Annotated in this window: 21 protein-coding genes; 16 read left to right on the top strand and 5 right to left on the bottom strand. The window is 61.5% G+C overall.

The genetic code is table 11. From position 1 onward, the window contains the following. Positions 1-4 precede the first annotated feature (4 nt). Complete coding sequence (locus AC6JBC_RS09580) at positions 5-817, top strand: metallophosphoesterase (protein ID WP_498026043.1); 813 nt, start codon at positions 5-7, stop codon at positions 815-817. 92 nt (positions 818-909) lie between these two features. Then, positions 910-2,733, top strand: a complete 1,824-nt coding sequence (glmS, locus tag AC6JBC_RS09575; RefSeq protein WP_498023973.1) for a glutamine--fructose-6-phosphate transaminase (isomerizing) — start codon at positions 910-912, stop codon at positions 2,731-2,733. Between the two features lie 20 nt (positions 2,734-2,753). Here glmS and AC6JBC_RS09570 read toward each other — a convergent pair whose 3' ends face one another. From AC6JBC_RS09570 to AC6JBC_RS09555, 4 genes are all read right to left on the bottom strand, one after another. Continuing rightward, on the bottom strand, positions 2,754-2,951 hold the full coding sequence (locus tag AC6JBC_RS09570; RefSeq protein WP_498023972.1) for a KTSC domain-containing protein: 198 nt from the start codon (positions 2,949-2,951) through the stop codon (positions 2,754-2,756). 312 nt (positions 2,952-3,263) lie between these two features. Then, positions 3,264-4,637 carry an alginate export family protein gene (locus tag AC6JBC_RS09565; protein ID WP_498023971.1) on the bottom strand — a complete coding sequence of 458 codons (1,374 nt, stop codon included), beginning with the start codon at positions 4,635-4,637 and terminating at the stop codon, positions 3,264-3,266. A 173-nt stretch (positions 4,638-4,810) separates the two neighbouring features. After that, on the bottom strand, positions 4,811-6,424 hold the full coding sequence (locus AC6JBC_RS09560) for a GNAT family N-acetyltransferase (protein ID WP_464789081.1): 1,614 nt from the start codon (positions 6,422-6,424) through the stop codon (positions 4,811-4,813). Positions 6,425-6,509: 85 nt separating this feature from the next. After that, complete coding sequence (locus AC6JBC_RS09555) at positions 6,510-7,730, bottom strand: NADP-dependent isocitrate dehydrogenase (RefSeq protein WP_449471758.1); 1,221 nt, start codon at positions 7,728-7,730, stop codon at positions 6,510-6,512. 165 nt (positions 7,731-7,895) lie between these two features. Here AC6JBC_RS09555 and AC6JBC_RS09550 point away from each other — a divergent pair, with 165 nt between their 5' ends. Then, positions 7,896-8,630, top strand: coding sequence for a phosphatidylserine decarboxylase (locus AC6JBC_RS09550; protein WP_498023970.1), 735 nt, complete (start codon positions 7,896-7,898; stop codon positions 8,628-8,630). Beyond that, a complete protein-coding gene (locus tag AC6JBC_RS09545) occupies positions 8,627-9,406 on the top strand; it encodes a CDP-alcohol phosphatidyltransferase family protein (RefSeq protein WP_498023969.1) in 780 nt (259 codons plus the stop codon). Before AC6JBC_RS09550 ends, AC6JBC_RS09545 begins: the two co-directional genes overlap by 4 nt. Positions 9,407-9,415: 9 nt before the next feature. Here AC6JBC_RS09545 and AC6JBC_RS09540 read toward each other — a convergent pair whose 3' ends face one another. Continuing rightward, positions 9,416-9,643, bottom strand: coding sequence for a hypothetical protein (locus tag AC6JBC_RS09540; RefSeq protein WP_498026042.1), 228 nt, complete (start codon positions 9,641-9,643; stop codon positions 9,416-9,418). Between the two features lie 244 nt (positions 9,644-9,887). On the opposite strand from AC6JBC_RS09540, the gene rpsB reads away from it, so the two are divergent. The 12 genes from rpsB to rpmE all read left to right on the top strand — a co-directional run bounded on the left by rpsB (position 9,888) and on the right by rpmE (position 21,249). Further along, positions 9,888-10,646 carry a 30S ribosomal protein S2 gene (gene rpsB, locus AC6JBC_RS09535; protein ID WP_498023968.1) on the top strand — a complete coding sequence of 253 codons (759 nt, stop codon included), beginning with the start codon at positions 9,888-9,890 and terminating at the stop codon, positions 10,644-10,646. Positions 10,647-10,760: 114 nt separating this feature from the next. Beyond that, complete coding sequence (gene tsf, locus AC6JBC_RS09530) at positions 10,761-11,693, top strand: translation elongation factor Ts (RefSeq protein ID WP_464772114.1); 933 nt, start codon at positions 10,761-10,763, stop codon at positions 11,691-11,693. A gap of 161 nt (positions 11,694-11,854) precedes the next feature. Further along, the gene (gene pyrH / locus AC6JBC_RS09525; protein ID WP_498023967.1) at positions 11,855-12,580 is read left to right on the top strand and encodes a UMP kinase; all 726 of its coding nucleotides are present in this window, start codon (positions 11,855-11,857) and stop codon (positions 12,578-12,580) included. Between the two features lie 6 nt (positions 12,581-12,586). After that, entirely contained in the window at positions 12,587-13,144 is a 558-nt protein-coding gene (frr, locus tag AC6JBC_RS09520; protein ID WP_498023966.1) for a ribosome recycling factor, read from the top strand. A 44-nt stretch (positions 13,145-13,188) separates the two neighbouring features. Beyond that, on the top strand, positions 13,189-13,932 hold the full coding sequence (locus AC6JBC_RS09515) for an isoprenyl transferase (RefSeq protein ID WP_498023965.1): 744 nt from the start codon (positions 13,189-13,191) through the stop codon (positions 13,930-13,932). A gap of 3 nt (positions 13,933-13,935) precedes the next feature. Continuing rightward, positions 13,936-14,706, top strand: coding sequence for a phosphatidate cytidylyltransferase (locus AC6JBC_RS09510; protein WP_498023964.1), 771 nt, complete (start codon positions 13,936-13,938; stop codon positions 14,704-14,706). Then, positions 14,703-15,863: a 1-deoxy-D-xylulose-5-phosphate reductoisomerase gene (locus tag AC6JBC_RS09505; protein ID WP_498023963.1), complete on the top strand. Its 1,161-nt coding sequence runs from the start codon at positions 14,703-14,705 to the stop codon at positions 15,861-15,863. Before AC6JBC_RS09510 ends, AC6JBC_RS09505 begins: the two co-directional genes overlap by 4 nt. Then, positions 15,860-16,993, top strand: a complete 1,134-nt coding sequence (gene rseP, locus AC6JBC_RS09500; RefSeq protein ID WP_498023962.1) for an RIP metalloprotease RseP — start codon at positions 15,860-15,862, stop codon at positions 16,991-16,993. Before AC6JBC_RS09505 ends, rseP begins: the two co-directional genes overlap by 4 nt. A gap of 93 nt (positions 16,994-17,086) precedes the next feature. Then, positions 17,087-19,765, top strand: a complete 2,679-nt coding sequence (gene bamA, locus AC6JBC_RS09495) for an outer membrane protein assembly factor BamA (protein WP_498023961.1) — start codon at positions 17,087-17,089, stop codon at positions 19,763-19,765. Beyond that, positions 19,765-20,427 (top strand): OmpH/Skp family outer membrane protein, encoded by a 663-nt coding sequence (locus AC6JBC_RS09490; RefSeq protein ID WP_498023960.1) that lies wholly within the window; start codon positions 19,765-19,767, stop codon positions 20,425-20,427. Before bamA ends, AC6JBC_RS09490 begins: the two co-directional genes overlap by 1 nt. Before the next feature lie 8 nt (positions 20,428-20,435). Next, positions 20,436-20,918, top strand: coding sequence for a 3-hydroxyacyl-ACP dehydratase FabZ (gene fabZ / locus AC6JBC_RS09485; protein ID WP_464779853.1), 483 nt, complete (start codon positions 20,436-20,438; stop codon positions 20,916-20,918). A 106-nt stretch (positions 20,919-21,024) separates the two neighbouring features. Next, on the top strand, positions 21,025-21,249 hold the full coding sequence (gene rpmE, locus AC6JBC_RS09480) for a 50S ribosomal protein L31 (protein ID WP_498023959.1): 225 nt from the start codon (positions 21,025-21,027) through the stop codon (positions 21,247-21,249). The last annotated feature ends 85 nt before the right edge of the window (positions 21,250-21,334 follow it).

Below are 21,334 nucleotides of genomic sequence, written 5' to 3'. Positions count from 1 at the left end.
GCTGATGCTGAGCCTGATCGCGGCAGGCTCTTGCATCTGGCTTATCGCTAACGCGCGGGCCACGCCGGTAGTGCGCCGGATGGAGATTGTACTACCATTTCCGGAAAGTGCGCCGCGGCGGCCAGTGACGGTCGCCCTGATCACCGACTCTCATTTGTCGGGACCGGATAACAGTCCGGACAGAATGGCGCGGATCGTGCGTCAGGTGAACGGCCTGAAGCCTGATCTCATCCTGTTGGGCGGAGACTATATCGGCGATCATAAGGGCGGTGCGGTTTATGATCCGCAAGCGAGTATCGCTCCATTTTCAGGCCTTCGCGCGCCGATGGGTGTGCTGGCGGTGCTCGGCAATCACGACGCGCGCCGTTACGCGAAGATCAGCCGCACCCAATGGCGTGCCCTCTTTCGGCGCATCGGGATCACCCTTTTGACCGACCAGGCCGTGCGCCGGGGGCCGCTGGTGATCGGCGGGTTGCGCGATATTTACACCGACCGCCCGGATGTCCCTGCCGTGTTGCACGAGATGGAGGATATGGGCGGCGCTCAGATAGTCCTTTCCCACGGGCCAGATGTTTTCCCTTCCCTGCCCGACAGGCCGTTGCTGGCGATGGTGGGGCACACGCATTGTGGTCAGGTGGCGCTGCCCTTTGCCGGGATTGTCTATGTGCCGTCTCGCTTCGGCACCCGCTATGCTTGCGGCGTCTATCGCGATGGTATGAAATCCATGATCGTGTCGGCGGGGATCGGCACCAGTGGCCTGCCGATCAGACTGCTTTCGCCGCCAGATGTCTGGTTGGTTACAATTCGTCCAGAATGACTGTCTACCCTGTCGCTGTTTCGTCGATCATGGCATAGGTGGGCGCGAAACGGGTTGGTCGTTTGTTTGCATAGCTTTGAGGCTCAGGATTCATGTGCGGTATCATCGGGATCATCGGTAAGGACGATGTGGCGGAGCGTTTGGTCGATGGGCTGAGGCGCCTCGAATATCGCGGCTATGACAGCGCGGGGGTCGCGACCGTTTATGAGGGCGCGATCGAGCGGCGGCGGGCGGAGGGGAAGCTCGCCAATCTCGTGAAGGAATTGGCGAGTAATCCGCTGCCGGGGACGACCGGGATCGCCCATACCCGCTGGGCGACGCATGGGGCGCCGACGACGAGCAACGCGCATCCGCATGCGACCAATGAAGTGGCGCTGGTGCACAATGGGATCATCGAGAATTTCAAGCCGCTGCGGGAGGAACTGACCAGCCGTGGACGTCGTTTCGATAGCGAAACGGATACCGAGGTGGTCGCGCATCTGGTGAGCGAGTTGGTGGAGCAGGGCGCTTCGCCGAAGGACGCAGTGCGCGAGGTGCTGCCGCGCCTCCATGGCGCCTTTGCGCTGGCTATCCTGTTCCGCAGCCATCCCGGCATGCTGATCGGCGCGCGGCTGGGGTCGCCTCTGGTCGTGGGCTATGGCGAGGGTGAGACTTATTTGGGCTCCGACGCGCTGGCGCTGGCGCCGCTGACGCAGCGCATTTCCTATCTGGAGGAGGGCGACTGGGTCGTCATCACCGCAGAGGGCGCGGAGATTTTCGACAAGGACAACAATCCTGTCGAGCGGCCGGTCACCATTTCAGGGGTGACCGGCGAGCTGATCTCCAAGGGCAATCACCGCCACTATATGCTCAAGGAGATTTACGAGCAGCCGGTGGTCGTCGCGCAGACGCTGAAATCGTACCTGCAACGGATGGAGGACCGGGTATCGCTCCCCATTCCGGATTTCGACCTGGGCGCGATCCGCCGCGTCACCATTGTTGCGTGCGGAACCAGCTATTATGCCGGGATGGTCGCCAAATATTGGGTGGAGCAGTTCGCCCGCGTCCCCGTCGACATCGATGTGGCGAGCGAGTTCCGCTACCGCGCGCCGGTGATGGAGGATGGCGGCCTGATGATCGTCATCAGCCAGTCGGGCGAGACCGCCGATACGCTGGCGGCGCTGCGCCATGCGCGGAGCGAAGGGCAGAAGATCGCGGCGGTCGTCAACGTGCCCACCAGCACCATGGCGCGCGAGGCCGACCTGCTGCTGCCGACCCATGCAGGCCCGGAAATCGGCGTCGCCTCGACTAAGGCCTTCACCTGCCAGTTGGCAGTTCTGGCGGCGTTTGCTGCAAATCTGGCGCGGGCCAAGGGGCGACTTGATGAAAAGGCGGAGAAGGAGCTCGTCCGCCACCTCGCCGAAGCGCCCGCTGCGCTCAACGGCGCGCTTGCCTATGATGAGTCGATCGAGGGCATGGCGCACCTGATCGCGGGGGCGCGGGACGTGCTCTATTTGGGCCGGGGGCCGGACTATCCGCTGGCGCTGGAAGGGGCGCTGAAGCTCAAGGAAATCAGCTATATCCACGCCGAAGGCTATGCAGCCGGCGAGATGAAGCATGGGCCGATCGCGCTGATCGATGACAAGGTGCCGGTAATCGTTCTGGCGCCGAGCGGGCCGCTGTTCGAAAAGACCGTCAGCAACATGCAGGAAGTGCAGGCGCGCGGCGGCAAGGTGGTGCTGATTTCCGATTATGACGGCGTGAAGGCGGCGGGTGAGGGTTGCATCGCTACGATCACCATGCCCAAGGTCCACCCGCTGATCGCGCCGATGGTCTATGCGGTGCCGGTGCAGCTACTCGCCTATCATGTCGCCGTGGCGAAGGGGACCGATGTCGATCAGCCGAGGAATTTGGCCAAGTCCGTGACGGTGGAGTGAGACTGCGCTCCGTTCGAGAGCTAGTTCAGCTTCGTGAAGCGATAGCGGTCGCGGATCTGGCGGTTGAAGAAGCTGCCCTTTGATACGGCCTGCCGCATGCCGAGCGCGAGCTTTTCCGGCACGTCATGATAGCTATAGCGCTTGCCGCTGACGAATTGCACGTCCAGCCGATGCTTGGCCGTGTCATATTCGAAGTGACGGATGACCGTGGAGGGCATGGTTTGGATAATGATCGGCCGCCGCGTTGTTTCCCGGCGGCCGATTCAGGATGGCCTGCTGCAATGGCGTACGTTTGATCTGACTAACTCGATCCGTTCGGGCCGAGCTTGCCGAAGCCTGTCCTGAGCGCCTGCTGCAGGCAGGCAGTGGAAGAGCCCTCTTCTCCTAAAAAAGTGAAGCCCTTCGACAGGCTCAGGGCGAACGGCATTAGGAGGTGTTGCCTAACCAAAGCATGAAGCTCTTGGTGCCAACCATCCTCCGCGTTGCTCAGGTGAGGGCTTCGACTTCGCTCAGCCCGAAGAGGATCGAGATTAGAAGGTCGCCGTAAGAGCCGTAGCAAGATAGTGCGTATTGCCTGTCGCGGGAGCGTTGGGTGCCGTTTCCAGAAAGCGCCCCTTGGCCAGCCACAGAGCGTTCACCTCACCTCGCAGGAATTTGGGGATCAGCCAATAGCGTATCCGCGCTTCGATCTGATGCCCGGCAAAGCTGCCGCTTCTGCCCGCAACATCCCGGACACCTGTGGTAGAGAAGGCATCCGTGCGGTTCGCAAGCCACATCGCTCGATAAACAGCAAAGGCATCGAACTTCTTGCTGGGCGCGATTTCGGCCCGCAAGCCCGGCGTGCGGATGTTGGCGCGGCCGATCGCATTGTAGATGCCCGCCGGCGCAAGATCGGCCCTGCGCATGCCGAACAGCGTATCGAAGCGGGTGAATTTGCGCGCGGGGCCGTCACCGCTCGCCTGATCATATTCCAATGACAGCCGCAATTTCGCCGCGCCGGGAAAGGTGTAGCCCGTGTCGAGATGGAAGAAGAAGGCGCTGACGGGCAGTTGCGCAGCCGATGGCGCAACACTCGCCTGGACATTCCCGAACTGGTAGAATCCCTCCGCTTCAAAATCCCAGTGGCCTGATTGGGGATCGCGGATGAGGCGACCGCCGATCGTATGCAGATTGCGGTCGCGGGTAGGGCGATCCGGGCTGTCACGCTCCTGGAGCCTGAAATAGCTTAGTTCTGCGGTTGCGCTTGCAATCAGGTTGGGCCGCGCCATCAGCCCGCCCCAAAGTTTGAGGTCGAAGCTTTCGCGATCCCAACGCACTTTCTCCCGTTGGATCGAAGGCGGGTCGTCGGGCAGCCTGATCTGCGGGAGCGTGTAGATGAGCGTCGCCGAACCCTCCGGCAGCTTGATGTCGGCGCGCACGCCTGTGTAGCCGTTGGTGGTGTTGCGGTAATCATCCGCCGCCACCAGCCGCCTCGACCCGAGGTTGAGCGTCATGCGCCCGAGTTGCACCCCAAGCGCGGTGTTCGGGCCAAAGGGGTTTTTCCAGTCCGCGGCGACATAGGCCTGTACCAGTTCGAAGGTGTTGACTTCGTTCGCGCTGATGGCGCTGCCGGGCTTGTCCAGATAGGCACGGCTGTCGAACAGCTCGCCTCCGATCCGGAACGCTCCCGTCCGATATTCGGCGGCCAAGGTGCTGCGCAGAGCAAGCTGCTCATCCTCGTTTCTCAGCCCAACCCTTGGCTGGCCATCCAGCAGTTCATGGCGCACCCTCACACTGCCCGAAAGCTTGAAATCGGAAGGATTGCCGATGGCGAACTGAAGCGTCGGGACGTCGGCCATCGCCTGACGTGGCAGGAGAAGGGAAGCGGCGGCGGTGAAAAGAGTAGCGCCAAGACGCCAAGCCATAAGATATGCTCCTTCGATCGGCGAAGGCCGATAAAGAAGCAACGCTTGAGCACGCGCTGTGCTTGACCGGGAGGTTGCACTGCCCCGGTACGGCGCCGATATCATCGGGAAACCTGTTTGCCAAGTTCGGCAACGAGTTGGCGGTGTCGGTGCGCGACGGGTCTTGCGGAGCTTCAGCCGCCGCCGGGCGCATTGTGGCCGCCAGCGGGCACCGGACCGCCGCTCGGCGCATGGGCATGATCGGGGCTGCTGTCCCAATCGATATGGTAGAGGTCAAACCGCCGGTCGCGCAGGTTGCGCACCGTGCCTTCCGCGCGAGCCCAACTGAGGTCGGCCAGATTGACGTCCGCCATGGTCAGCGTTTCGACATTTTCCGTGGATTCAGCCGCGATGCCGTCCCGTGCGAAGGGGAGGTCGCAGGGCGTCAATATGGCGCTTTGCGCATATTGGATGTCCATGTTGTCGACGTTGGGCAGATTGCCGACATTGCCGGACATGACGACATAGCATTGGTTTTCGATTGCCCGCGCCTGCGCACAGTAACGCACGCGCATATAGCCAAGGCGCGAGTCGGTGCAGAAGGGGACGAAGATGATGCGCGCGCCCTGATCCACCAAGCGGCGGGCGAGTTCGGGAAATTCGCTGTCATAGCAGATGAGGACGCCGATCGGGCCGCAGTCGGTCTGGATCACGTCGAGCGAATCGCCGCCCTTGATGTTCCACCAGAAAGCTTCGTTGGGGGTCGGGTGGATTTTTTCCTGCGTGTGCACCGATCCGTCGCGCAGGGCGACATAGGCGATGTTCTGGATGTCGCCATCATCAGCGCGGGTCGGGTGAGAGCCGCCTATGATGTTGATATTATATTCCAGCGCCATCCGCGTCAGCTCCTTCGTCAGACGCGGTGTGTAGCCGGTGAGCTTGTCTATCGCTTCCAGTGGAGACAGTTTCTTGGTTTCGAAGGAGAGCAGGGGGAGGGTAAACAATTCCGGGAAGACGATGAAGTCGGAACGATAATCCGCTGCAACATCAACGAAATATTCGATGTTGCGGATAAATTCATCGAAGTCGGCAACAGCTCGCGCCTGAAGCTGGCAGGTGGCGAGGCGAACGCTCTCGACGCCGCGCGGCACCCGCATTTCGGGCGCTTCGTCGGGATCGACATAGGGGTTGCGCCAAACCAGATGCGCGGCGTGGCCGTCCGATTGCTTGTCTTCGGGCAGATAGTTTTCGAGAACGCCGAGCGGTTCGAACTGGTTCTTGAGCTGGAAGCTGATGACCTGGTCACGCAGCCTGCCCTGGACCACCTTGTCGAGGTAATCGGCGGGGCCATCGACCCGGCGTTTCGCTCGGGCATATCCGGGCATGCGGCCCGCGATGACGATGCCGTGCAGGTCCAGCTCTTCGGCCAGTTCCTTGCGTTCGTCATAGAGCCGCTGGCCGATGCGCAGCCCGCGCAGCTTTGGATCGACAGCCATTTCATAGCCGTAGAGCCATTCACCGGCGGCACTGTGCCGGGTGCCAAAGCCGTTGGCGGTGATTTCTTCCCAATCATGGAAGGAAAAGGCCATCGACCGGCTGACGCGCATGGTCGCGCAATAGCCGACAATCTTGTTGTCGTAGAGGGCGACGAAGCAGCCGTTCGGGAAATTGTTGATCTGGCCGCGCAGGGTTGCGAGCGAATAGTTGGCCATGCCGGGATAGACGCGGGCGATCAGCCTTTGGATGCCGCGAACGTCGGCGGGCACCGCGGTGCGAACCTCCAGCCGTTTGCGTGTTGCTGTCGTCATCGCCGATCTCCCGCCATGGAAAAGGCGGCGCCGTTGGACGGCACCGCCTTATTCCGTTTCCGTACTGAATGCCTAAAAGGCTGGATCAGTTCCAATTGCCCATGGCGGTTTCGAGGTTCGCGCGGATCGCCTCGAAGAACTGCTCGGTTGTCATCCATGCCTGATCCGGACCGATCAGCAAGGCAAGATCCTTGGTCATCGCGCCGCTTTCCACGGTTTCGATGCAGACCCGTTCCAGCGTTTCGGCGAACTTCGTGACTTCCGGAGTGTCGTCGAACTTACCGCGATAAGCCAGGCCCTGCGTCCAGGCGAAGATCGACGCGATCGGGTTGGTCGATGTCTGCTTGCCCTGCTGGTGCTGGCGATAGTGCCGGGTGACGGTGCCGTGCGCGGCTTCCGCTTCGACGGTCTTGCCATCGGGCGAGAGGAGGACGGAGGTCATGAGGCCCAGCGAGCCGAAGCCCTGCGCCACGGTGTCGGACTGCACGTCGCCGTCATAATTCTTGCACGCCCACACGAACTTGCCGCTCCACTTGAGGGCGGAGGCGACCATGTCGTCGATCAGGCGGTGTTCGTAAACGATGCCCTGCGCCTTGAACTGATCGGCAAATTCATTGTCGAACACTTCCTGGAACAGGTCCTTGAAGCGGCCGTCATAAGCCTTGAGGATCGTGTTCTTGGTCGACAGATACAGCGGCCATCCGCGATCGAGCGCATAATTCATGCTGGCGCGAGCGAAGTCGCGGATCGAATCGTCGAGATTGTACATGCCCATGGCGACGCCCGGGCTGGGGAAGTTGAAGACGTCTTTCTCGATCTTCTCGCCGTTCGCGCCGTCCCAGACCATGCGCAGCTTGCCGGGGCCGGGGACGAGGAAGTCGGTGGCGCGATACTGGTCGCCGAACGCGTGACGGCCGATGACGATCGGGTCGGTCCAGCCGGGAACCAGGCGGGGCACGTTCTTAATGACGATCGGTTCGCGGAACACGACGCCGCCCAGGATGTTGCGGATCGTGCCATTGGGCGACTTCCACATTTCCTTAAGACCGAATTCCTCGACGCGTGCTTCGTCCGGGGTGATGGTGGCGCACTTCACGCCGACCCCATATTGCTTGACCGCATTGGCGCAATCGACAGTGATCTGGTCGTTGGTCTCGTCGCGCTTTTCGACGCTCAGGTCATAATATTTGAGATCGATGTCGAGATAGGGGAGAATGAGGCGCTCACGGATCCACTGCCAGATGATCCGCGTCATTTCGTCGCCGTCGATCTCCACGACAGGGTTTTTGACCTTGATCTTCGCCATGCGCCTCTTTGCCTTCTTTGTTTGGATGCAATTGCGACACGCCCTAGGGAAAGCGGCGGCAATGTTCAACTGCGCATTGGTGGTCGCAGGACGTCAGGCTTGCCGTGCGTTCAGTGCAGGATCGGCCGTTGTCACTGCAAGTGACTGTCCCTAAAGACAGGTGCCATGGAAAATGACGAAATCACCGTCGCCTTGGGCGGCAATGTGAAGTGGCGCTTCCCTTCGGTGCATCCGGAGGGGATGAAATTCGGCCTGATTGCTGCGGCGATTACGGCAGTGCTGTTCCTGGTGGGCTGGGCGATACCCGGCTGGCTGATGGTGATGGTGACGATCTGGGTGTTCGCTTTCTTCCGCGATCCGGTGCGCGCCGTGCCGCAGGATGAGCGGGCGATCGTGGCGCCCGCCGATGGATTGGTGACGCTGATCCAGCGCGTGCCGCCGCCCCGGGAAATGGCCGGGGCGGATGGCCTTGGCGATCAGCCGATGATCCGCGTGTCGATCTTCATGAGTGTGTTCGACGTTCACATCAACCGCACGCCGATCGGCGGGACGGTGAAGTCGGTCGTCTATATCTCGGGCAAGTTCCTGAACGCCGACCTCGACAAGGCGAGCGAGGATAATGAACGGCAGCACATATTGGTGGAGCGCCATGACGGCCTGCGCGTCGGCTTCACCCAGATTGCGGGGCTGGTGGCGCGCCGGATCGTGCCGTTCGTGAAACCGGGCGACATGATCGCGGCGGGGCAGCGGATCGGACTCATCCGCTTTGGCAGCCGCGTGGACGTATATCTTCCCGCTGGAACGGCACCGCGCGTGGTGCTGGGGCAAAGGACCGTTGCAGGCGAGACCATCCTCGGCCAGATTGGCGACATGCGGGTCATTTCGGGTATCCAGCAATGAGGCAGCGGCGCGCTATCCCGCGTGGGCTTCGCCGGGGCATCACGCTGCGGATGGTCGCGCCCAATGCCGTTACCGCAATGGCGCTATGCTTTGGCCTGACGGGCGTGCGCTATGGCATTTCCGGAGAGTGGGAGAGGGCAGTCCTGTCTATCCTGATCGCGGGCGTGCTGGACGGGCTCGACGGTCGCATCGCTCGGCTGCTGCGTGGAGAAAGCCGATTCGGCGCGGAGCTGGATTCGCTGTCCGACTCCATCGCCTTTGGTGTCGCGCCAGCGCTGATCCTGTACCTTTGGTCGCTGCATGCCATGCCGAAGTTCGGCTGGATATTCGCGCTGGCGCATGCGCTATCGTGCGCGCTGCGGCTTGCGCGTTTCAACGCCAATATCGACGCGGACATACAGCCGCATAAATCGGCTGGGTTCCTGACGGGCGTGCCAGCGCCAGCGGGAGCGGGACTGGCGTTTGTACCGCTTTATCTGTGGCTGGTCACAGGGCAGGAAATTTTTCGGGCCTGGTATGTGGTTGCTCCCTGGACGGCCTTCATCGCCTTCCTGATGATTTCCAGCATTGCGACCTACACTTGGTCGGCGCTGCGGCTCCGCAAAAGGATCAGGCTTGAGGCGATCGCCGTCGCTGGCTTGCTCGCTGCGTTACTGATCACCGATCCCTGGCTGACGCTGCTCGTCCTGTGCGCCCTATATCTCGTGACAATCCCGTTCGGGATGATGTCTTACGCCAGAGTCCGGCGGCAACAAGCGACCGCCACCGGGACGTGACGAACAGGATCAGGCGGCGAAAGCCTGCGGCCGTGTTGCAGCGGGAGCAAGCGGACGGCTTGGCGCGGCACGGCGGCGGCTGATCCGCAGGCGATACACTGGCGGCTCTTGAGGGATGGGCTCAAACAACAGGGCGGCTACCATCTTTTCATGATAGAGCGCGAACATCCCGATTATCACGATGGCGGCGAGCAGAAAGGCCGCGAAGAAAACCGTAGCTGCAACAATGGTGAACATAAGACCGCTCACTCTTCCTGTGCTGAGAACCGTAGGTCCTGATTGAAGTCCAAACCGGCCGAACATCCGATTTGTTCCCATGTTCTGTATATGTTCCACTTTGCAGGCGTCGTCAAGCCCTTGCATCGCGCGTGGCGCCGCGCTAAGGGCGCGCCATTCCACATGGGAATCGCACATATCCGGTGCTGACGGCGTGACGCCCCAGTTCCTGATTCCCAGAGGTTAAACCGGAAGGAGAAATATTATGGCGGCTCCTGTCGTCACCATGCACCAATTGATCGAGGCCGGCGCCCACTTCGGCCACCAGACCCACCGCTGGAACCCGCGCATGAAGCCGTACATCTTCGGCGAGCGCAACGGCATCCACATCCTCGACCTGTCGCAGACCGTGCCGCTGTTTGGCCGCGCGCTGGACTTCGTGTCGGCAACCGTTGCCGCTGGTGGCAAGGTGCTGTTCGTGGGCACCAAGCGCCAGGCGCAGGACCCGATCGCTGAAGCCGCCCGCAAGTCCGGCCAGCACTTCGTGAACCACCGCTGGCTGGGCGGCATGCTCACCAACTGGAAGACCATCTCCGGTTCGATCAAGCGTCTGAAGACCCTTGAAGAGAAGCTGTCGGGCGACACTCACGGCTTCACCAAGAAGGAAGTCCTTCAGATGACCCGCGAGCGCGAGAAGCTCGAACTGTCGCTGGGCGGCATCCGCGACATGAACGGCATCCCCGATGTCATGTTCGTGATCGACGCCAACAAGGAAGAGCTGGCGATCAAGGAAGCCAACACGCTGGGTATCCCGGTCGTCGCGATCCTCGATTCGAACGTCTCGCCCGACGGCATCGCTTTCCCGGTTCCGGCGAATGATGACGCCAGCCGCGCGATCCGCCTCTACTGCGACGCCATTGCCGCCGCCGCCACCAAGGGCAATCGTGGTGCGCAGCAGGCTTCGGGCGTTGACATCGGCGCTCTGGACGAGCCCGAAGTCGAAGAGGTCGCCGCTCAGGCCTGATCCCGCGGTCTTCGAACTGCAAGATTAAGAGGCTAGGGCGCGCTCCACCGGAACGCGCCCTAGTGCTTATTCGAACCCCGTTTATTTAACCCCATCGAATTTAGGAGCCGAAACATGGCCGAGATTACCGCTGCTGCCGTCAAGGAACTGCGCGACCGTTCGGGCGCGGGCATGATGGACTGCAAAAAGGCGCTCGCTGAAGCCAATGGCGACATGGAAGCCGCCGTCGATTGGCTGCGCGCCAAGGGCCTCGCCGCCGCGCAGAAGAAGTCGAGCCGCACCGCTGCTGAAGGCCTGGTCGGCGTTGCCGTCGCAGGCACCAAAGGCGTTGCCGTCGAAGTGAACAGCGAAACCGACTTCGTTGCGAAGAACGACCAGTTCCAGGACTTCGTCCGCACCGTGGCTCAGGTTGCCCTGAACAGCGGCGCGACCGACGCCGAAGCGCTGTCGTCGCAGGCTCACCCGGCTGGTGGCACTATTTCCGAGAAGCTGGTGTCGAACATCGCGACCATTGGTGAGAACCAGACCCTGCGCCGCATCGGTCAGCTGGAAGTGAGCCAGGGCGTTGTTGTTCCTTACGTTCACAACGCCGCTGCGCCGGGCCTCGGCAAGATCGGCGTGCTGGTCGCGCTGGAAGGCGATGCGCCTGCCGACGTACTGGAACCGCTGGGCAAGCAGATCGCGATGCACATCGCCGCCGCCTTCCCGCTCGCGCTGTCGGCCGATGATATCGATCCTGCAATCATCGAGCGCGAAGCTGCGATCGCGCGTGAAAAGAACGCCGATAAGATTGCTGGAAAGTCCGAAGAGATCGCTGCCAAGATCATCAATGGACCGGTCGAAAAGTTCCGCAAGGAAAACGCTCTTCTGACGCAGGCCTTTGTGATGGATGGCAAAACTCCGGTACAGGACGTCATCGCGGCGGCGGCGAAAGATGCAGGTGCTTCGATCACGCTGAAGAATTATGTCCGCTTCCAGCTCGGCGAAGGCATCGAGAAGGAAACGAGCGACTTTGCCGCTGAAGTCGCCGCGGCTGCGGGCGTTTGATCCGGGCCTGATCCGACAGAATGTTCGCTTAGGGCGGCATGCGGGGAGCAACGCTTCTCGACAAGCGGCCCAAGCACGCTAAGGACTTCACAGAATGGCGCGCGCTGCCTAAGGTGCGCGCCATTCCTTTGTCTGCTCCAATTGATGGAATTTTACCCCGCATGACTCGTCCGCCGTTCAAGCGCATCTTGCTGAAACTCTCGGGCGAAGTGCTGATGGGGCAGGGGCAATTCGGGATCGAGCCGGAAACCGTGAACCGTGTCGCGTCCGAAATCGCTGCGGCGAAGGATGCGGGCTTCGAAATCTGCGTCGTTGTCGGCGGCGGCAACATCTTTCGTGGCCTGGCGGGAGCCGCCAAGGGATTCGACCGCACGAGCGCCGATTATATGGGCATGCTCGCCACGGTCATGAACGCCTTGGCGGTGCAGAATGCGCTCGAAAAGATCGGCTATGACACGCGCGTTCAATCGGCCATTCCGATGGCAACCGTGTGCGAGCCCTATATTCGGCGCAAAGCGGTGCGGCACATGGAAAAGGGCCGGATCGTCATCTTCGCGGCGGGCACCGGCAGTCCTTTCTTCACCACCGATACGACTGCGGCACTGCGCGCGGCAGAGATGAACTGCGACGCGCTGTTCAAGGGCACCAGCGTGGACGGCATTTATAATGCCGACCCCAAGAAGGTAGTCGACGCGGCGCGTTATGATGAAATCAGCTTCGACAAGGTGCTGAACGACAATCTGAAGGTCATGGACGCGAGCGCCATTGCTCTCTGCCGCGAAAACAATATCCCCATCGTTGTCTTCAACATCCGCGAAACCGGCAATCTGACAAAGGTGCTGGCCGGGGACGGAGTTGCAACGATCGTGCAAAATCAGGAGCGCTGAAAGACCATGGCTCAATATGACAAGGCCGACCTCGAACGCCGCATGCACGGCGCCGTCGAATCGCTGAAGGGTGATCTGGCGGGTCTGCGCACCGGCCGGGCCAATATCCAGTTGCTCGATCCGGTCACGGTCGAAGTATATGGCGCACATATGCCGCTCAACCAGGTGGCAACCGTCTCTGCTCCCGAACCGCGCATGTTGTCGGTGCAGGTGTGGGACAAGAGCAATGTCGGCCCCTGTGACAAGGCGATCCGCTCGGCGGGCCTTGGCCTTAATCCGATCATGGACGGCCAGACGCTGCGCCTGCCGATCCCCGACCTGACCGAGGACCGGCGCAAGGAATTGGCCAAGCTCGCCAGCAAATATGCCGAGGGCGCCCGCGTCGCCGTCCGCAACGTTCGCCGCGATGGCATGGACCATCTGAAGGCCGACGAAAAGAAGGGCGAAATCAGCGAGGACGAACGCAAGCGGCTGGAGACAGAGGTGCAGAAGCTGACGGACAGCACCATCGCGGATATTGACGCTGTCACAGCGGCCAAGGAGAAGGAAATTCTCGGCCAGTAAGCCGGGACGCTCCCCTCCGTGTTCATCGCTCGCGCGCAACCCTGATGGCCAGCCAAGCCAAATCCGACTTCGCTCATGACGGCGCGTCCGGCCATGGCGCGCGCCATGTCGCCATCATCATGGATGGTAATGGCCGCTGGGCAAAGAAACGGTTCCTGCCGCGCATCGCAGGGCATCGGGCTGGCGTCGAAGCCGTCCGCAGGGTTGCTCGGGCCGCGCGAGACCTTGGGCTGGAATGTTTGACGCTCTACGCCTTCTCCTCGGAGAATTGGAAGCGACCGGCAAATGAAGTGGCGGACCTTATGGGGCTGCTGCGGCGCTTCATCGAGTCGGACCTCGACGAATTTCATGCCAATGGCGTGCGGTTGCGGGTGATCGGCAACTATCAGGCGCTTGATCCGTCTCTCGTCGACCTGATCGAGCGTGCAGTGGCGCGAACCGCGTCCAACAATGGACCGATCATCGCGATCGCGCTTAACTATGGCGCGCAGGATGAAATGGTGCGAGCGGTCCAGGCTATCGCGCAACGGGTGCGGGCTGGCGAAATCGATCCCGAAGCCGTTGGGTTGGAAGATGTTGAAGCCGGGCTGGACACGGCCGATCTGCCGCCGCTCGACCTGCTGATCCGGACGTCGGGAGAACAGCGGCTGAGCAATTTCATGCTGTGGCAGGCGGCGTATGCCGAACTATATTTTACCGATATGCTCTGGCCCGATTTCGATGCGAGGGCGCTTGCCGAGGCGCTTGACGCCTTCCGTTTGAGGGACCGCCGCTTCGGCGGGCTTTGACCGATGTCCAGTGAGCTTCGCACCCGCGCGGTCGTTGGACTGCTGCTTATAGCCCTGGCCTCCGCAGCCCTTTACTCCGGTGGTTTTTTCTTCTGGTTGCTGCTCGTCGTCGCTGGCGTGCTGATGCAGGGGGAGTGGGCGGACCTTACGGGCGCTGCGCCTGAGCATCGGCGGCTTTCGATGTTTGCGGTGTCGGTGCCGCTGGCGCTGCTTTGTCCGCTGGCGGCGGGCCTGTCGTGGACAGCCTTCACGCTTGCGGTGGCCGCTTTCTTCTTTGTAGTCTTGGTCACGCGATCGGCCCGGCTGTCGCTGGGGATATTCTACGTTTTCGTGCCGGTGATGGCGCTCATCTTTCTGCGTCAGCAGCAGCCGAGCGGCCTTCTGCTCGCCTTCTGGACATTGTCCCTGGTGTGGGCGACCGACATTGGCGCTTATTTCGCGGGGCGTTCGATCGGCGGCCCGAAGCTGGCGCCAAGGATCAGCCCGTCCAAGACCTGGGCGGGGCTGGGCGGCGGCGTGTTGGCGGCGTTGATTCTGGGTTTCGTGCTGCATCGTTTCTCAGGGTTGCCGATCCAGCTTGCCGCTGCGAGCGGGCTGCTGGCGGTGGCGGCGCAGCTGGGCGACCTGCTTGAAAGCGCGATGAAGCGCCGTGCGGGTGTCAAGGACAGCGGGACCCTGCTGCCGGGCCATGGTGGCGTGATGGACCGGTTGGACGGGGTCGTCGCGGCCGCGCCGCTCGCTGCTGCCCTCTATCTTTTGCTGGTGTTCCCATGACGCGCACGGTTTCCATCTTTGGTGCGACAGGGTCTGTCGGCATGTCGACACTCGATCTGATCGAGCGTGATCGCGATGCGTTTGAGGTCGTGGCGCTGACCGCGCATAGCGACGTTGACGGGCTGGCCACGGTGGCCCGCCGGTGCAATGCCCAAATGGCTGTGATAGGCGACGCCGCGCGCTATGATGCGCTAAAGGCGGCGTTGCAGGAGTCCGGGATCAGGGTCGCAGCGGGCGAAGCTGCTCTGATAGAGGCGGCAGAGGCGGGGGCGGACTGGACCATGGCCGCGATCGTCGGCTGTGCGGGCCTGCGCCCTACGATGGCGGCGCTGAAGGCGGGTGGCACGGTTGCGCTTGCGAACAAAGAATCGCTTGTATCGGCGGGTGCGCTGATGATGGACGCGGCGGAGCACTCGCGTGCTACGCTGCTGCCGGTCGATAGCGAGCATAATGCTATTTTCCAGTGCCTTGCCGGGAGTCGTTTGGACGATGTGGCAAGGATCATCCTGACGGCGAGTGGCGGCCCGTTCCGCACGCGCAGCAGGGAAGAGATGCGTCACATAACACCAGCGCAAGCCGTGGCGCACCCCAATTGGTCGATGGGCGCGAAGATCAGCGTCGACAGCGCCACGATGATGAACAAGGGCCTGGAACTGATCGAGGCGGCGCATCTGTTCCCCGTGGGACTGGAGCGTATCGAGATTTTGGTCCATCCCCAATCGATCATCCATTCGATGGTTGAATATCGGGATCGGTCGACCCTGGCGCAGCTGGGATCACCGGATATGCGCATTCCCATCGCCAGCGCCCTTGCCTGGCCCAATCGGATGGAAACGACCTGCCAGCCGCTGAACCTTGCGCAGGCAGGGCGGCTTGATTTCGAGGCTCCGGATGACGTCCGCTTCCCCGCTCTTCGGCTCGCGCGGCACGCGGCGGAGCAGGGAGGGCTGGCGCCTGCGATCCTGAATGCGGCGAATGAAGTCGCGGTGGCGGCCTTCCTGAATAAGGCCATCGGCTTCCTTGATATCGCCATGATTGTGGAGGAGGTTCTGAACCGCTATAGCGCGCCAGTGCCAAGCGGGATCGACGATGTGCTGGAAGCAGATGCACAGGCGCGACGCATGGCGGGCCAAGTGATGGAAAGATTGACGGCTTGATCCAAAATCCCGGGTTCCTGTTGACGGTCCTCGCCTTTGTAGCGGTCATCGGGCCGCTCGTTTTCGTGCATGAACTTGGCCATTATCTGGTGGGTCGCTGGTGTGGGGTTAAGGCAGAGGCCTTTTCGATCGGTTTCGGCCCGGAGATCGCGGCGTGGGTGGACCGGCGCGGTACACGCTGGCGCATCGGCGCTTTGCCGCTGGGTGGATATGTCCGCTTCAAGGGTGACATGAACGCCGCCAGCCAGGCAGATCCGGCATGGTTGCAGCTTCCCGCGAGCGAGCGTGCCGAAAGCTTCCCGGCCAAGCCGCTGTGGCAAAGGGCGGCAATCGTCGCGGCAGGCCCGTTCATCAATTTCCTGTTCGCCATCCTGATCCTGTCCACATTCGCCTTCGCTTATGGCGAGAGCCGAACCCCGGCGGTCGTGGGGAAGGTGCAGCCACGCAGCGCAGCGGCGGCGGCGGGTATCCAGCCCGGAGATCGTATCCTGTCGCTCAATGGGCGGGAGATGGCGACCTTCGACGACCTTCGCCTTTATGCACAAATCCGTCCCGGCGAACCGGTGACGATCCTGCTCGAGCGGGGGGGCAAGACGGTCGAGAAGCGGGGCAACGTTGGCGCCGTTCAGGAGCGTGATGGCTTCGGCAACAGTTTCAAGGTCGGGCGGCTGGGCATCGCTCCGGGGCAGCCGGTGATTGAGCCGGTCGAGGCTTGGCGCGCGCCTGCGGTCGCCCTCAAGCAGACGGGGCAGATCATCCGTACGATGGTCGAGACGCTGGGGCAGATATTGGGTGGCGGCCGGTCGTATAAGGAACTGGGTGGACCACTCAAGATCGCGGAGGTTTCGGGTCAGGCCGCGACTTTGGGGGTTGAAAGCTTTGTATTCTTCATGGCCCTCATTTCGATTAACTTGGGGTTCATCAACCTGTTGCCAATTCCCATGCTGGATGGCGGACATCTGCTGTTTTACGGGGTGGAGGCAATACAGCGCAGGCCGGTCAGCCCGCGCGTGCAGGAATGGGCGTATCGTTCGGGTCTGGCGGTTCTCCTGGCCATGATGATGCTGGTGACTTTCAACGATTTATCTTCTTTCGGGCTCTGGGAACGCCTGTCCGGCTTGATCGGCTAAGCCGTATCGGGCAGGGAGGCGCGATTTAGCGCCGTGTTTCCCGGCGTGAACGAACATATGCTTTTTTGTAAAAGGGTAGAGCGGGTGACAGCGATGATGAGCAGCAAGAGACAGCGCCCGGTTGTCGCGGCCCTTCTGGCAACGACGATGATCGGCGGCCTGTCCGCGGTTCCCGTGCTGGCGCAGGACGCGCCGCAACCCGCCGCGCCCGCGCCTGTCCCCGCCGTGGCACCGGCTGCGGGAACCATCCGCAGCATCAGCGTGGTGGGGCAACAGCGGCTCGAACCCGACACGGTGCTGTCCTATACCAAGCTGCGCATTGGCCAGCCCTTCACGCAGGAATCGCTCGATCAGGCGCTGCGCGACCTGTATGAAACCGAGCTGTTCGCCGACGTCCAGATCCGCAACGACAATGGTGCGCTGACGCTGGAGGTGAAGGAAAATCCGGTCATCAACCGCATCGTGCTGGAAGGCAACAAGCGGCTGAAGGAAGATAAGATCCGGCCGGAGATCAAACTCGCGCCTCGTCAGATCTACACCCGTTCGAAGGTGCGCGCGGACGTTGCCCGCATCATTGAACTATATCGCCGCCAGGGCCGCTTCGCTGCCACGGTCGAGCCCAAGATGGTGCAGCTCGACCAGAATCGCGTCGATATCGTGTTCGAGATTTCCGAAGGGCCGAAGTCCAAGGTCCGGCAAATCAACATCATCGGCAACGACAAGTTCAAAGACGGTGAACTGCGCAGCCAGATGGTGACGAAGCAGTCGCGCTGGTTTCGCGTCTTCTCCTCGGGCACCAGCTACGATCCCGATCGCCTGGCCTATGATCAGCAGAAGCTGCGCCAATTCTACCTGACCGAAGGCTATGCCGATTTCCGCGTGATTTCGGCGGTCGCGGAACTGACGCCTGATAAGCAGGACTTCATCATCACTTATGTGGTTGAGGAAGGAAAGCGCTACAAATTTGGTGATGTGAAGGTGGAGTCGGACATTCGCGACCTGTCGAGTGGGTCGCTTACCAAGACGCTGCCGATGAAAAAGGGCGATTGGTACAACGCGAAGCAGGTCGAGGATACTGTCGATACGCTGAGCGAGACGGCGGGTCTGTTCGGCTATGCCTTCGCGGACGTTCAGCCGGACTTCAATCGCGACAAGGACAGCCTGACGATGGGGATTAATTTCCGTATCGCCAATGCGCCGCGCGTCTATGTCGAGCGGGTGGACATCAACGGCAACACGCTGACCCAGGACAAGGTGGTCCGCCGCGAATTCCGTTTGGCGGAAGGTGACGCGTTCAACAGCTTCCTCGTCAAGCGCTCGAAGGACCGGATCAACTCGCTTGGTTTCTTCCAGGAAAAGCTGGACATCGAACAGAAGCCGGGCTCCGCGCCCGACCGCATCGTGCTGGAAACCAACGTCCAGGAAAAATCGACGGGTGAACTGTCGCTATCGGCGGGCTTCTCCTCGCTTGAGCGCTTCATCGTCTCGGCATCGATCACGCAGCGCAATTTCCGTGGCAAGGGCCAGGAATTGCGCACCAGCGTCAATTATTCCAGCTATTCCAAGTCGGTCGAAGTGGGCTTCACCGAGCCCTATTTCATGGACAAGAATATCGCGCTGGGTGGCGATATCTATCGTCGCGACCTGAACAGCTTCCGATACACGGGTAGCGGAAACGATCGCGATACGACATATAAGCAGACGACGACGGGTTTCCAAATTCGCGCGGGCGTGCCGATCACCGAATATATGTCGCTGGCGCTGCGCTACAGCCTAAATCTGGATGATGTGAGTCTGGATAAGGCCACCTACTACACCAATGGTGCGTGCGACCCGATTCTGGCTGGTCGTTATCTGTGCGACGCCATCGGCAAGCGCACCACTTCCTCGCTCGGCTACTCGCTGATCTTTGATAATCGAGACAACCGTATCCGCCCCACGCGAGGAAATAACCTTGTGCTGAATCAGGATTTTGCGGGGCTTGGTGGCAGCGTCAAATATATCCGCACGAGACTTAATGGTTCCAAATTCTGGCCGTTGGGTGGTGGCTTCATTTTCTCGCTGTCGGCGGAAGGCGGCTATATCCACTCGCTGGAAGGTGATCGTCGGGATGCTAGCGGAGCTTTGGTTGACCCGATCCGTTTGACGGATCGGTTCTTCCTCGGGAATCCGCAAATTCGTGGTTTTGATATCCGTGGCATTGGTCCTCGCGTGAAGCGGTTCTATCTGCGGGGTCAGAACGACGCGAATGGAAATCCGGTCCTAGATGCCAATGGCAATCAGATCTTCGATCGCGATGCCAGCAACAATAACGTCAGAGACGACGCGCTGGGTGGAAGGATTTACTATCTCGCTAGGGCGGAGGTGGAAATTCCGCTGGGATCTGGCGCTCGTGAAATGGGATTGCGCCCCTCTGTGTTCGTGGATGCGGGTGCAGTTGCAGGGCTGCGTGACCCGGTCACAGCTCCGTTTGCTGGCTATTGCCAGGTAACCCCCAACACGGGCACAACTGGGTCAGCGAGCACTGTTCGCGCCCCATCGCTCGGGAAATGCGACCCAGCACCTACAGGATTTGCCGCTGCCTATGTCGATGGCACCGGATTTGAAGAAGTTTATCTCGGCGACACGCTCAAGCCGCGTGTTTCCGTGGGCTTTGGCGTCAACTGGAACTCGCCGTTCGGGCCGTTCCGCATCGACATTGCCAAGGCCCTGCTCAAGGAACCAGGGGACGACACTCAGCTCATCAGCTTTAACGTAGGGACTCAATTCTAATGAATAAGATGCTCAAGGCCGCGGCGCTTGCTCTTGCGCCCATGACTGCCATCGCGCTAACCAGCGTGCCTGCCGCAGCCCAGTCGAAGATTGGGATCGCTGTTGCAGACCTGCAGCGTGCGGTAGCGACCAGCTCGGCCTACACCACGGCTCGCTCACAGATTCAGACGACCTACAAGGCTCAGATCGACAGCTTCACCGCGCGCAAGAACGCGATCGACGCTGATCTGAAGACCAAGGGCACCGCACTTGAAGCGGCGATGAAGGCTGCGGGCAACAAGCCCACGCCTGCGATCCAGACCCAGTATGAAGCCTATCAGAAGGCCGGGCAGAACGGCCAGGCCGAGTTGCAGCGCCTGGGCCAGCCGATCGCGCTCGCCAACGCCTATGTCGAAGAGCAGATTTCGGCGAAGCTGTCGGACGCGCTCAAGTCGGCGATGACGAAGGCGAAGGTCGACTTGATCCTGGCACCCGACGCCACCGTGTCCTACCAGCCGACCGTTGACATCACGCAACAGGTCGTGACCGAACTCAACGCGCTGGTGCCTAGCGTCGGCATCGTGCCGCCCGCTGGTTGGCAACCCGGCGGCGCTCGTGGTCAGGCGCCGACGCCTGCCGCTGCGGCCCCCGCCAACCCGTCGCAGCAGCCGACCTCGCGCTGATCGCAGCGATGACGGGGGAAGTTGAAGCGGCCACCGCCGCCGTGGGTGCCATCGATATTCGTGGCATCATGGCGGCGTTGCCGCACCGCTATCCGATGCTGCTCGTCGACCGCGTGGCCTCTCTCGTCGTGCGAGAGAGGATTCACGCGGTTAAAGCCGTGTCGATCAACGAATCGTTCTTTCAGGGGCATTTCCCTGGTCGGCCAATCATGCCGGGTGTGTTGATCGTCGAGGCGATGGCGCAGGCTGCGGGCGTGCTGACGGTCGAGACGCTCGATCTGCGAGGATCGGGTAAGCTCGTTTATTTCATGAGCATCGACGGGGCGAAGTTCCGCAATCCGGTGGAGCCGGGTTGCCTGCTGGACCTGCATGTCGAATTGCTTCAGATTCGTGGCCGCGTCTGCAAGTTTGTGGGCAAGGCAACGGTGGATGGCAAGCTGTGCGCCGAGGCGAACTTCGTCGCGATGATCGCCGATCCGCCGGAGGACTGAAGGCCGGGAGGGGTTGCGTTCGCGCGTGATCCCATGTAACCGCGCGCCTTCGCAAGAATTCGCATCCATGGCCGGTCGGAAACCGGCCCATTGACGGAGCAGACTCATGAAGGCCAATATCCACCCCGATTACCACCTGATCACCGTCCAGATGACCGACGGCACCACCTTCCAGACCCGTTCGACCTGGGGCAAGGAAGGCGACACGCTGGCGCTCGACATCGACCCGAAGTCTCACCCGGCCTGGACGGGCGGCAACCGCCAGCTGGATACAGGCGGCCAGGTGGCGCGCTTCAACAAGCGCTTTGGCGGCCTGACGCTGAAGAAGTAATCGGTTCCTTCTTGGAACGAATGAAGAGGGCGCCCGATGGGCGCCCTTTTTTGTTGTATGCGGCGGTGCTCCAAGACGGTCCCCT

The sequence above is a fragment of the Sphingobium sp. RC1 genome (assembly GCF_059738765.1).
The sequence above is the reverse complement of the archived record's forward strand: the minus strand, read 5'-3'. Positions and strand labels throughout refer to the sequence as shown.